The following is an 11,173-nucleotide window of genomic DNA, read 5'->3' on the forward strand; positions in this document are numbered from 1 at the left end:
CTTTTCACAGGGGAAATTCTTCTATGTCAAATTATCGGGTTTAGCTTAGTTAAATACACCTGTGCTCAAGTATCTTTCACCTGTATCAGGTGTAATTACAACAATTCTTTTATCCGGGCCAACTTCTTTTGCTAACCTGAGTGCAGCAGCTACTGCTGCTCCAGAAGAAATACCAGCCAGGATTCCTTCTTCAACGGCTAAATTTTTAGCAGTTGTAAAAGCTAATTCATTATCTATTTTTTCAATCCTATCTATAATTTCAGTATTTAAAACTTCAGGAATAAAACCAGCTCCAATACCCTGGATTTTATGAGGCCCAGCTTCCTGGCCAGAAATCACTGCTGAAGTTTCTGGTTCAACAGCAACTACTTTAATATCTTTTAAAAACTCTTTTAATTTTTCTCCAGTGCCAGTAATAGTTCCTCCGGTTCCAACACCTGCTACTAGATAATCGACCTTACCAGCAGTGGCTTTAATGATTTCTTGAGCAGTTGTTTTGCGATGAATATCCGGATTAGCCTGATTATCAAATTGAGAAGGAATAAAGCCATTTTTTTCAGCAGCAATTTCTTCTGCTTTTGAGATAGCTCCCTTCATACCATCAGCAGCTGGAGTTAAAATAAGTTCAGCTCCATAAGCTTTTAACATCTGGCGCCTTTCCTGACTCATTGATTCCGGCATTGTTAAGATAACATGATAACCTTTAGCAGCTCCTACCATGGCAATTCCAATTCCTGTGTTTCCACTGGTTGGTTCCACTAAAACACCACCTGGAGCTATTTTACCAGCTTTTTCAGCTTCATTTATCATATTAAAAGCAATTCTATCCTTAACACTACCGCCAGGATTAAAACTCTCCAATTTTAAAACAACTTCTGCCTCATCTTCAGCAACTAAATTGTTTAGCTTAACTAATGGTGTGTTACCAATTAATTCTGTTATATTGTTATAGATCATTTTATATTTACCCTCCTGCAAATAAAACTAAAGTTGACTATTTTACTTTGATTTATATTATATTATACTATTTTATTCCTGTCAACTCCCTATTTTAAAATTAAATTGAAAAATAACTTGACAGCACCCAAAAATGTAACTATAATAGATACAACACTTTATTACTTTAGCGTGATAAAGTGTTAAAACGGAAGCAGGAGGCAATAGAATGAATGCATTTGTAGAGGGAGTACGTGATATTTTACCAGCTGAACTAAAACAGCGGCGAGCAATTTATCAGACAATCAGAAATATTTTTGAAGCTAATGCCTATCGAGAAGTTATAACACCAACTCTGGAATCTTTAGAGTTGTATGCAGGTATAGAAGGACTGGTTGATAAAAGTGAAATGTTTAAAGTAGTAGATGATCAAGGTCAAATACTAGTTTTGAGGCCAGATTTAACAATGCCAATTGCTAGATTAGCAGCCAGTCGTTTTCAAGATAGTCCCCGTCCGCTAAAATTTTCTTATTTAAGTTCGGCTTTTCAGTCTCGCAATTCACAAAGTCTGAGCTTAAAGGAAAAGACTCAAGCTGGGGTTGAATTAATCGGGGCGGCTAGTTTAGAGTCAGATTTAGAAATGATAATTCTTTTATTAAAAACTCTTCAAAAAGTAGGAGTTGAAAATCCTTTAATCGATATTGGACATGCAGACTTAATTAACGAAATATTTGCTGATTTGAAAATTGTTGAAGCACAGAAAGTAGAACTACGTCGTTTATTAGCAGCTAAAAATAAGATAGGAATTAAAAACTATTTAAATAAAATAGAAGTTAATTCTGCAGCTAAAAAAATATTATTAGCTTTGCCAGCTTTATTTGGTTCTCCTTTTACAATCATTGATAAGCTAAAAGAGATGCCTCTTTCAAAAGCAACTAAAACTGTTTTAAAAACTTTATCTAGTTTATTTGAGAGATTGCAGGAATTTGATCTTTTACAATATATAACATTTGATCCCATGTTGATTTCACGACATGGTTATTATACGGGCCTTATTTTTAAAGGCTATGCCAGAGGATATAGTAACTTACTGGCCAGTGGAGGTCGCTACGATAATTTAACTAAAAACTTTGGCCTGGAAGAACCAGCAGTTGGTTTTGCCTTAGAAATAGAAAATTTGCTGGATTATCTAAATAAAACTGAGAATTTTACAATTAAAAAAGAAGCAAGACTTTTACTTTCCTATCAAAATAAAGGTGATTTCTATTTTGCCTATCAATTAAGTGAACAGTTGCGTCAGGCTGGATTTACAGCAGAAATTTATAATCAAGCTGATCAAGCCTATCTTAAATTTCAGCAGGTATCTTATCAGCTTAAAATAACATCAAAAATAGATTTGCTTGGTTATCAGGGTCAATCTGCCAGTTTTAAAAGAAGTTCACCTGTTAAGAGTATAAAACAGATTTTAACTAAGCTTAAGGAGTGGGAATAATGGAGAGATTGTGTATTGCAATGGCGAAAGGTCGTCTGGCCAAAAAAGCAGTTAAACTTTTTCGTCAAGCTGGCTATGATTTACCAGAGGATATGTTTGATTCACGTAAATTAATTTTTACAATTGCAGCAGAAAAGCTAGAAATTATTTTTGTTAAACCAGCAGATGTACCAATTTATGTTGAATATGGTACAGCTGATCTGGGAATAGTTGGTAAGGATACTTTACTTGAAGAAAACAGAGACTTATATGAGGTGCTGGACCTGGAATATGGAGCCTGCAAATTTGCTCTGGCAGGACTGCCGGAGAGAAAAGATAGTTTATTAGAAAGAAAAGTAGCCACTAAATATCCCGATTTTACGCGGCGCTATTTTAGAGCTTTGGGTGAGCCAGTTGAAATTATCAAACTTAATGGTTCGATAGAGCTGGCACCCTTAACTGGTCTGGCTGATACTATTCTTGATATAGTAGAAACGGGAAGAACTTTAAAAGAAAATGGTCTGGTAGTTTATGAAAATATTCGTGATTTATCTGCCCGACTAGTTGTTAATAAAGTCAGTATGAAAACTAGACAGCAGGAAATTTCTCAACTTATCACTGCCCTTGATCAGGTAGTAAATGGAGCTGATTAAATGCTTAATTTAAAAAGAATTAAAAATGGCAAGGAAAATATTGAACAATTAAAAAAATTACTGGCAGATCGTTCTGGTAATAATCTTGAACAATACAGACAGACTGCGCACAAAATTTTAGAAGCTGTAAAGTTAAAAGGGGACCAGGCTGTACTTGATTACACAGCTCGCTTTGATCAAGCTGATCTTTCGGCAGCAGAGCTTGAGGTAACAGCTGCTGAAATTGAACAGGCTTTTGCAGAGGTAGAGCAAGATTTTATAGCAGCTTTAAAAAAAGCAGCCTTTAATATTGAAGATTTTCATACTGAGCAAAAAGATAAGTCGTGGCAGAAACAAAAACAGCCAGGTATTATTACTGGCCAAATTTGCCGTCCGCTTAAAAGAGCAGCTGTTTATGTACCAGGAGGACGAGCTGCTTATCCTTCATCGGTTTTAATGACTGTTATCCCGGCTAAAGTAGCTGGTGTGCAAGAAATAATAATGTTAACTCCACCAGATAAAAATGGTAAAATAAATCCTGTTATCCTGGCAGCAGCCAGCATTGCTGGAGTTGATAAGATATTTAAAGTTGGTGGTGCACAGGCAATTGCAGCAGCTGCTTATGGAACTGCAACAATTCCAGCAGTGGATATTATAGTTGGTCCAGGTAATATTTACGTTTCAATGGCTAAAGAATTAGTTTTTGGCCAGGTTAAGATTGATATGATAGCTGGACCTAGTGAAATTATGATTTTAGCTGAAGGAAGTAGTAATCCTGCTTTTATAGCAGCTGATTTAATGAGTCAGGCTGAGCATGATCCACTTGCAGCAGCAATTTTAGTAACAGATTCCCCAGAATTAATTACTGAGGTTGAGGCAGAACTTAATCAGCAGATAACTCTTTTAAGTAAAAAAGAGATTATTATCGAGTCACTTAATAACTATGGAATAATTATTGAAGTTGAAAATCAAGCTGCTGCTTTAGAAATGATTAATTTAGTTGCTCCAGAACATCTGGAATTAGCAGTTGAAAATCCATTTGAACTGCTGCCAGCAGTTGAAAATGCCGGTTCAATTTTTTTAGGAGAATATACTCCTGAACCAATTGGTGATTATTATGCGGGTCCAAATCATGTTTTACCAACTAATTCGACAGCCCGATTTTTTTCTCCTTTGTCAGTTGGGGACTTTGTTAAATATTCAGGGTTTATGCATTACAGCAAACAAGCATTAGTTGAGGCCAGCTCAGATGTGATCTGTCTGGCAGAAGGAGAAGGTCTGACTGCTCATGCAAATTCAGTCAAAGTTAGATCCAGGAATGCTACTGATTTGGATAGAAATGATTGATTTAGCTATTTTAAGTTATTTCCAAGGAGGATATAAATGAGCCCAATTAAACAAAATGAAAAAATAATACAATTAAAATCAATGTTGAGATCTGAAGTTAAAGCTATCTCTCCTTATCAAGCAGAAATAGATAGTTTTAAAGTTAAAATAAATCTGGCTGGTAATGAATCTCCTTTTGATTTGCCAGCTGTAGTAAAAAAAGAATTTAAAGCCTGTTTTGAACAGGCAGAAATTAATCGTTATCCTGATATTTATTCAGAAAAGTTACAGCAAAAAATGGCTGCTTATTTAAGCGAAGAATTAAAACAAAAAGTTACTGCAGATCAAGTTATAGTAGGTAATGGTTCTGATAATATACTTGATATTTTAATTAGGGCTTTTGTTAATCCTGGCGATAAAGTTTTAGCCCAGGCGCCTACCTTCTCGATGTATAAATATTTTACTGAGCTTAGTGGAGGAGAATATTTAGCAGTTCCACTTAATGAAAATTTTAATTATCAATCTTTACAAAAAATTATTAACCAAGAGAAGCCAAAGATTATTTTCTTTTGTTCACCTAATAACCCAACTGGTCAGCCAATCGCTCGCGAGCTTATTTTAAAAATAGCAGAGTTATTTACTGGTCCGGTAATTGTTGATGAGGCTTATGCTGACTTTAGTGAACTTAATTTATTAAGTGATATTAAGACTCATCCTAATCTGGCAGTTACTCGAACTTTTTCTAAAGCTTTTGGACTGGCAGGAATTCGTTTTGGTTATCTTTATGGGAATAATGCTTTAGTAGAAGAACTAAAAAAAGTTTTAGTTCCCTATAATTTAAATAGTTTAACTGATTTGCTAGTTTCTGTTATGTTGGATAATATTGAAATTATTAAACAAAGGGTAGCTGTTATTAAAGAACAGCGGCAACTAATGTATCAGCAGTTAAATTCTTACCAAAAGTGGCGGCTTTATCCTTCAATGGCTAATTTTTTATACATAGAAGGCCAAAAAACTACTATTTTTAAAAAGCTTTTAAATCAGCACGGGATTAAGATTAGATCTTATAATTCAGAAACCCCAGCAATTAGAATTACTATTGGTAGTGCAGCTGAAAATGAAGCGGTGCTTAATGTTTTCGCAGAATTTAAGCAGTTAGAACAGGAGGAATAAAATGAACAAGAAAAGAATAGCAGTAGAGCAGCGAAAAACAGCAGAAACTGAGATAGTAGTTAGCATTAATCTTGATGGGCAGGGAACAGGTAATATTAAAACAGGAATTGGGTTTTTTGATCATATGTTGGAACAAATTTCTCGTCATGGTAGTTTTGACCTTGAGGTCTCAGTTAAAGGTGATTTAGCAGTTGATCATCATCATACAATTGAAGATACAGGTATTGCCTTGGGGAGAGCTTTTAAATCTGCTTTATTAGATAAAAAAGGTGTTAGCAGATTTGCCAGTGCTTTGATACCTTTAGATGAAAGTCTGGCCCGGGTAGTTGTTGACTTGAGTGGCAGGCCTTATCTTTATACAGATTTTAGTTTTGCAAGACCAATGGTGGGAGAGTTCCCGACTGAAATGGTGGTTGAATTTATGCGAGCTTTTGCTTTTAATGCTGAGTTAACTCTTCATTTAGAAATTCTACATGGTGAAAACTGTCATCATAAAATTGAAGCTCTTTTTAAAGGGTTAGCCCGCTCTTTAAAAGATGCTGTTGAGATTGAATCAGATCGAATACCTTCTACAAAAGGAGTGCTGTAAATGTTAGCAATTATAGATTATGGAGCTGGTAATTTAAATAGTATTCAAAAAGCTCTGACTTACCTCGGTGAAGAGACAGAGGTTATTGCTAAGGGTGATGAAGCTAAGCCAGCAGACTATCAGGCTGTAATTTTACCAGGAGTTGGTGCTTTCCCTGAAGCTATGCAGAAATTGAAATCTAGTAAATTTATTAAATTTATCGATGAGTTTGTAGCAACTGGAAAACCATTTTTGGGTATTTGTCTGGGAATGCAGTTGCTTTTTGAATGGGGTTATGAAGTAGAGAAAACAGCTGGACTTGGCCTGCTCAAAGGTGAAATAACTAAGATGACAACTAAGTATAAAATTCCTCATATGGGATGGAATCAGTTACAGATTAGAAAATCTGATTCTCTTTTTAAAGGTTTACCAGCAGAACCACATTTTTATTTTGTTCATTCTTATCAATTGGCTGAGCTAAGTCCAGATGTACTGGCAATTGCTGACTATGGGGGGCAGGTGCCAGCAGTAGTAAAAAAAGACAATATAATTGGTTTTCAGTTTCATCCCGAAAAAAGTGGTGACAATGGGATTAAGTTACTGGCTAATTTTAAGGAGCTGTTAAGATGATTATTCTACCAGCAATAGATCTCAAAGCAGGTCAGGTTGTAAGATTAGAACAGGGTGATTTTACTCGTAAGACTATTTATAGTAACGATCCTCTGGCAGTAGCCAGGCAGTTTTCAGACCAGGGAGCAGAATGGCTGCATTTAGTTGATCTAGATGGAGCAGCAGGGCAAGGGAAAAATTTTTCTTTGATTAAACAGATTGCATCTCAAACAGAATTAAAGCTTCAGACAGGTGGAGGTGTTCGCAGTCAGGCTGATGTAGCAAACTTACTACAGATTGGTGTAGAAAGGGTAGTCATTGGAACACTGGCAGTTAAAAACCCTGAATTATTGCAAAAAATATTAATCGAATTTGGAAGTGAAAGTATTTTAGTTAGTTTAGATGCTCGTCAGGGTAAAATAGCTACTTCAGGTTGGTTAGAAGAGAGTGATCAAGATTTAGTTGACTTTGCTATAAAAATAGAAAAACTAGGTGTTAAATATATTCTTTATACTGATATTGGACGAGATGGTATGCTGAGTGGACCAGATTTAATTGGTCTTGGTAAAATAAAAGAGGCTACAGATTTAAAGGTTATTGCCTCAGGTGGAATTAGTTCTAAAGCAGACCTTTATCGGCTGGCTGAACGAAATTTTTATGGAGCAATTACTGGTCAGGCAATTTATCAAAATAAAATTAATTTAAAAGAAATTTTAACAGAGTTGGGTGATTAGAATGCTTAAAAAAAGGATAATTCCCTGTCTTGATATTAAAGATGGCAGAGTTGTTAAAGGAGTAAATTTTGTGGATTTAATTGATGCTGGTGATCCTGTAGAATCTGCTCAAGAATACAATGATTTAGGAGCCGATGAATTAGTTTTTTTAGATATTACAGCTACTAAAGAAAAAAGAAAAACTCTGGCTGAATTAGTAGAAAAGGTAGCAGCTCAAGTCTTTATACCTTTAACTGTAGGAGGGGGAATTAGAACAATAGCAGATATGCAGTTTATCCTGCGGGCTGGAGCTGACAAAGTTTCTGTTAATTCAGCAGCGGTAAAAAACCCTGAATTAGTGCAGGAAGGAGCCCGTATCTTTGGCTCTCAGTGTATAGTGGCAGCAGTTGATGCAGCTAGCAGCAAGAGTCGTGATGGCTGGGAAATTTTTATTCATGGTGGGAGTAAAGCTACCGGAATTGATTTGTTAGATTGGGTACGTAAGCTGGAAAACCTCGGAGCAGGTGAAATTCTACTGACCAGTATTAATACAGATGGTACTAAGTCGGGATTTGATCTTGAAATGCTGCAGGCAGTTACAGCAGCAGTTAATATTCCAGTTATTGCTTCAGGTGGAGCTGGTGAAATTAGCCATTTTGTTGATCTTTTTAAACAAACAGATGTAGATGCTGCTCTGGCAGCTTCTATTTTTCATTTTGGAGAAGTAGCAATAAAAGATCTCAAGGCTGAACTGGCAGAAAAAAGCATTCCAGTTAGAATTGAAAGATAAAATTTTTTAATAAAGAAAGGAAATGGTGGCTAAATGTTAGAATTAATTAATGATTTTAATCAGCTTAAATTTAAATATAATGAGCAGGGACTAATGCCTGCTGTTGTACAGGATTATCAAACAAAAGAAGTTTTAATGGTGGCTTATGTAAATCAAGAATCTTTAAAGTTAAGTTTAAAAAAAGGCGAAACTGTATTTTTTAGCCGTTCCCGACAGAAGATCTGGCACAAAGGAGAAACATCTGGAAATAAGCAGCAGATTAAAGAAATTTATTATGATTGTGATCAAGATACAATTTTATTTATGGTAAAAGCAGCTGGGCCAGCTTGTCATACAGGAGAAGATTCTTGCTTTTATCGTAAACTTGCAGAAGAAAATTTATTAGATAAAGATCAGCCAGAGCAGCCTAAAGCAGCAGAATTTAAGCAAGGTCAAGTTATAGATCTGCTTTATAATTTAATTTTAAATAGAAAATCAACAATGCCAGCTGATTCTTATACTACTTATCTCTTTAGTGAAGGTATTGATAAGATTTTGAAAAAAGTTGGTGAAGAAGCAGCAGAGGTTATTATTGCTGCTAAAAATGAGCCAGATTCAGAATTGATTTATGAAACAGCAGATTTAGTTTATCATGTATTGGTTTTACTTGCTGAAAGAGGAATCACTCCAGCAAAGATTAGAAAAGAACTTACTAAAAGGCATAAATAAGCCTTCATATTAGAGATAAGATTAAGTATATAAGTATTTTTTTACTGAGTATCTGTAAATTTGATTTTATAGATACTTTTTTAGTTATAATATGCTTTTTAAGTATTTTAAATGATAACAAATAAGTATTAGTAATATTTATCAGTAGTTGATAAAATTAAAATGAATAAGTAATAAATGCTGATTTATGAAAAATGTAAAAAAGGAGGATTTTTATTATGAGTTCAAAAAATTTGATAATTTATTATTCCTGGTCTGGAAATACAGCCAAAATTGCTAAACTAATACAGAATAATATAGGTGGTAAAATTATTTCTTTAAAACCCTTACTACCTTATTCTAAATCATATCAGATAACTTTAAAACGAGCTAGAAGAGAAATCAAAAATAATTCATTACCAGAATTAGAAAATAACTTAAGCGAATTTAATAGTTATAATAACATTTTCATAGGCACTCCTAACTGGTGCAGTACAGTAGCTCCACCAGTTCTATCTTTTTTAAAAACAAATAACTTTTCTAAGCAGCTTATTATTCCATTTCTAACTCATGGAGGAGGTGGAACAGGAAATATTTTTCAGCAAATTATAAAACATTGTCCTAATTCGAGAGTAGAACAGGGCTTGTCAATTAGAGGGGGTAGTTCTAGTCAGGCTGAGGTAGAAAATTGGTTAAATAAGTTTAAATTTAATTAACTTATTAGCTAAAGAAGAAATAAAAGAGCTGAAAAAAATGAAAAATTATTGGCTGTTAGTTTAGCTTTTTTTCTGTTTATTATATTAGTTGAAACAGGTCTTATAAATGCAGCTGAAGATAATAATTATAATAAGATTATTTCTCGCTCTAATTCAACAAAATCGATTTCTACTGCTGCAGAAAATTTTACCGGTGAATTTAAGAATTAATAAATTAATAAAAAAGATTGATCTGGAGTTAACTCCATATGATAAACTATGATTATGTTAATAAATTATTATCTAAATATTTTAATCTGGAGTTAATTTAAGTAAAAGTCAGGAGAGTAGATTTATTATGCAGGAAATTAAAGAAGAAGTATTAACAGGAGAAAGGGCTTTATTTAGAAGTGATAACTTGGAGATATCTTATTCTACTTTTTTGAATGGAGAGTCTCCTTTAAAAGAAAGTAGTAATTTGAAATTAAAAAACAATTTATTTAAATGGAAATATCCACTCTGGTATTGTAATAATGTAGAGGTAGAAAATACCACCTTTTTTGAAATGGCTCGAGCAGGAATTTGGTATACTAAAAATATTTCACTTAGAAATTGTACCATTGAAGCTCCTAAAAACTTTAGAAGAGCAGAAAATATTAGACTAGAGCAAGTTAATCTGAGCAATGCAGCTGAAACTCTGTGGAATTGTAACAATGCTTATTTAAAAGAAGTAACAGCTCAGGGAGACTATTTTGCAATGAATAGTAAAAATCTTAAAATTGATGAATTTAGTCTAGTTGGTAATTATTCTTTTGATGGCTGTAAAGATATAGAAATTAGTAATTCAAAATTGCTTTCTAAAGATGCATTCTGGAATTGTGAAAATGTAACAGTGACTGATTCATTTATATCAGGTGAATATATTGGCTGGAATTCAAGAAATTTGACTTTTATTAATTGTACAATTGAAAGTTTGCAGGGATTTTGCTATATTGAAAATCTAACACTTATTAACTGTACTTTATTGAATACAAATTTAGCTTTTGAGTATTCTACAGTTGATGTTCAAGTTAATAGTAAGATTGATAGTATTAAAAATCCGGCTGCTGGTAGAATAGAAGCCAGGAAAATTGATCAAGTAATTTTAGATAAAACTGAGATTGAACCAGCAAAGACAGAAATAATTAGTATAGAGATTGATAAAGATAATAAAACTTCTCATTTAGATTTGAAAGTAATACGGTAAGATGTCAAGAGGAAAAAAGAAAATAATTTAATTTATTTGGCTGAAAACGGTCAAATTAGGCATAGTTCTATCCGCCTAGCCTGAATAGTAATTTTTATCAATTCAGCCCATGACTAAATAATAGTTCTGATAGAAAATAAAGTAAACAGACTAATTTGCAATAATTATCTACCTCCGTGGTTGATATATTTCGCCTTTGCTTAGCAGAGCAAAAACGAGGCGGACAAATTTACGTGCTGTAAGCACGAGGGCTCTTTTGTGCTTGTGCTTTGGAACTTCATTATACTTTTTGTAGTAGTAGCTTTTGTACCTATCATTGTGTACTCT

At 33.8% G+C, this 11,173-nt stretch carries 13 protein-coding genes and 1 pseudogene; 12 read left to right on the forward strand and 2 right to left on the reverse strand.

What is annotated here, in order from left to right:
* Nucleotides 1–45 precede the first annotated feature (45 nt).
* The gene (cysK, locus tag BMZ74_RS10650) at nucleotides 46–957 is read right to left on the reverse strand and encodes a cysteine synthase A (RefSeq protein WP_089862213.1); all 912 of its coding nucleotides are present in this window, start codon (nucleotides 955–957) and stop codon (nucleotides 46–48) included.
* Nucleotides 958–1,165: 208 nt separating this feature from the next.
* Between cysK and hisZ the strand changes: the two genes are divergently transcribed.
* From hisZ to BMZ74_RS10705, 12 genes are all read left to right on the forward strand, one after another.
* Complete coding sequence (gene hisZ / locus BMZ74_RS10655; protein ID WP_089862214.1) at nucleotides 1,166–2,428, forward strand: ATP phosphoribosyltransferase regulatory subunit; 1,263 nt, start codon at nucleotides 1,166–1,168, stop codon at nucleotides 2,426–2,428.
* The gene (gene hisG / locus BMZ74_RS10660) at nucleotides 2,428–3,060 is read left to right on the forward strand and encodes an ATP phosphoribosyltransferase (RefSeq protein ID WP_089862215.1); all 633 of its coding nucleotides are present in this window, start codon (nucleotides 2,428–2,430) and stop codon (nucleotides 3,058–3,060) included. Before hisZ ends, hisG begins: the two co-directional genes overlap by 1 nt.
* Nucleotides 3,061–4,386 carry a histidinol dehydrogenase gene (gene hisD / locus BMZ74_RS10665; protein WP_089862216.1) on the forward strand — a complete coding sequence of 442 codons (1,326 nt, stop codon included), beginning with the start codon at nucleotides 3,061–3,063 and terminating at the stop codon, nucleotides 4,384–4,386.
* 36 nt (nucleotides 4,387–4,422) lie between these two features.
* Nucleotides 4,423–5,538, forward strand: coding sequence for a histidinol-phosphate transaminase (gene hisC, locus BMZ74_RS10670; RefSeq protein ID WP_089862217.1), 1,116 nt, complete (start codon nucleotides 4,423–4,425; stop codon nucleotides 5,536–5,538).
* A 1-nt stretch (nucleotide 5,539) separates the two neighbouring features.
* The gene (gene hisB / locus BMZ74_RS10675; protein ID WP_089862218.1) at nucleotides 5,540–6,127 is read left to right on the forward strand and encodes an imidazoleglycerol-phosphate dehydratase HisB; all 588 of its coding nucleotides are present in this window, start codon (nucleotides 5,540–5,542) and stop codon (nucleotides 6,125–6,127) included.
* Nucleotides 6,128–6,736, forward strand: coding sequence for an imidazole glycerol phosphate synthase subunit HisH (gene hisH / locus BMZ74_RS10680; RefSeq protein WP_089862219.1), 609 nt, complete (start codon nucleotides 6,128–6,130; stop codon nucleotides 6,734–6,736).
* Nucleotides 6,733–7,449: a 1-(5-phosphoribosyl)-5-[(5-phosphoribosylamino)methylideneamino]imidazole-4-carboxamide isomerase gene (gene hisA / locus BMZ74_RS10685; RefSeq protein ID WP_089862220.1), complete on the forward strand. Its 717-nt coding sequence runs from the start codon at nucleotides 6,733–6,735 to the stop codon at nucleotides 7,447–7,449. Before hisH ends, hisA begins: the two co-directional genes overlap by 4 nt.
* 1 nt (nucleotide 7,450) lies before the next feature.
* The gene (hisF, locus tag BMZ74_RS10690) at nucleotides 7,451–8,218 is read left to right on the forward strand and encodes an imidazole glycerol phosphate synthase subunit HisF (RefSeq protein WP_089862221.1); all 768 of its coding nucleotides are present in this window, start codon (nucleotides 7,451–7,453) and stop codon (nucleotides 8,216–8,218) included.
* Between the two features lie 33 nt (nucleotides 8,219–8,251).
* Nucleotides 8,252–8,926: a bifunctional phosphoribosyl-AMP cyclohydrolase/phosphoribosyl-ATP diphosphatase HisIE gene (gene hisIE / locus BMZ74_RS10695; RefSeq protein ID WP_089862222.1), complete on the forward strand. Its 675-nt coding sequence runs from the start codon at nucleotides 8,252–8,254 to the stop codon at nucleotides 8,924–8,926.
* 218 nt (nucleotides 8,927–9,144) lie between these two features.
* Nucleotides 9,145–9,621, forward strand: coding sequence for a flavodoxin (locus BMZ74_RS10700; RefSeq protein ID WP_089862223.1), 477 nt, complete (start codon nucleotides 9,145–9,147; stop codon nucleotides 9,619–9,621).
* Nucleotides 9,622–9,669: 48 nt separating this feature from the next.
* Nucleotides 9,670–9,831, forward strand: coding sequence for a hypothetical protein (locus tag BMZ74_RS14535; protein WP_177181428.1), 162 nt, complete (start codon nucleotides 9,670–9,672; stop codon nucleotides 9,829–9,831).
* Nucleotides 9,832–9,958: 127 nt separating this feature from the next.
* Nucleotides 9,959–10,846: a DUF3737 family protein gene (locus BMZ74_RS10705; RefSeq protein ID WP_089862224.1), complete on the forward strand. Its 888-nt coding sequence runs from the start codon at nucleotides 9,959–9,961 to the stop codon at nucleotides 10,844–10,846.
* A 168-nt stretch (nucleotides 10,847–11,014) separates the two neighbouring features.
* Here BMZ74_RS10705 and BMZ74_RS14365 read toward each other — a convergent pair.
* Nucleotides 11,015–11,173: pseudogene (locus BMZ74_RS14365) on the reverse strand (IS110 family transposase); the annotation flags it as partial.

The organism is Halanaerobium salsuginis, assembly GCF_900114545.1.
In the GTDB taxonomy this organism is placed as follows: Bacteria; Bacillota; Halanaerobiia; order Halanaerobiales; family Halanaerobiaceae; genus Halanaerobium; species Halanaerobium salsuginis.

What these genes read in the sequence shown, in the direction of transcription:
- cysK (WP_089862213.1), bottom strand. Translation starts at nt 957, where the DNA reads ATGATCTATAACAATATAACAGAATTAATTGGTAACACACCATTAGTT.
- hisZ (WP_089862214.1), top strand. Translation starts at nt 1,166, where the DNA reads ATGAATGCATTTGTAGAGGGAGTACGTGATATTTTACCAGCTGAACTA.
- hisG (WP_089862215.1), top strand. Translation starts at nt 2,428, where the DNA reads ATGGAGAGATTGTGTATTGCAATGGCGAAAGGTCGTCTGGCCAAAAAA.
- hisD (WP_089862216.1), top strand. Translation starts at nt 3,061, where the DNA reads ATGCTTAATTTAAAAAGAATTAAAAATGGCAAGGAAAATATTGAACAA.
- hisC (WP_089862217.1), top strand. Translation starts at nt 4,423, where the DNA reads ATGAGCCCAATTAAACAAAATGAAAAAATAATACAATTAAAATCAATG.
- hisB (WP_089862218.1), top strand. Translation starts at nt 5,540, where the DNA reads ATGAACAAGAAAAGAATAGCAGTAGAGCAGCGAAAAACAGCAGAAACT.
- hisH (WP_089862219.1), top strand. Translation starts at nt 6,128, where the DNA reads ATGTTAGCAATTATAGATTATGGAGCTGGTAATTTAAATAGTATTCAA.
- hisA (WP_089862220.1), top strand. Translation starts at nt 6,733, where the DNA reads ATGATTATTCTACCAGCAATAGATCTCAAAGCAGGTCAGGTTGTAAGA.
- hisF (WP_089862221.1), top strand. Translation starts at nt 7,451, where the DNA reads ATGCTTAAAAAAAGGATAATTCCCTGTCTTGATATTAAAGATGGCAGA.
- hisIE (WP_089862222.1), top strand. Translation starts at nt 8,252, where the DNA reads ATGTTAGAATTAATTAATGATTTTAATCAGCTTAAATTTAAATATAAT.
- BMZ74_RS10700 (WP_089862223.1), top strand. Translation starts at nt 9,145, where the DNA reads ATGAGTTCAAAAAATTTGATAATTTATTATTCCTGGTCTGGAAATACA.
- BMZ74_RS10705 (WP_089862224.1), top strand. Translation starts at nt 9,959, where the DNA reads ATGCAGGAAATTAAAGAAGAAGTATTAACAGGAGAAAGGGCTTTATTT.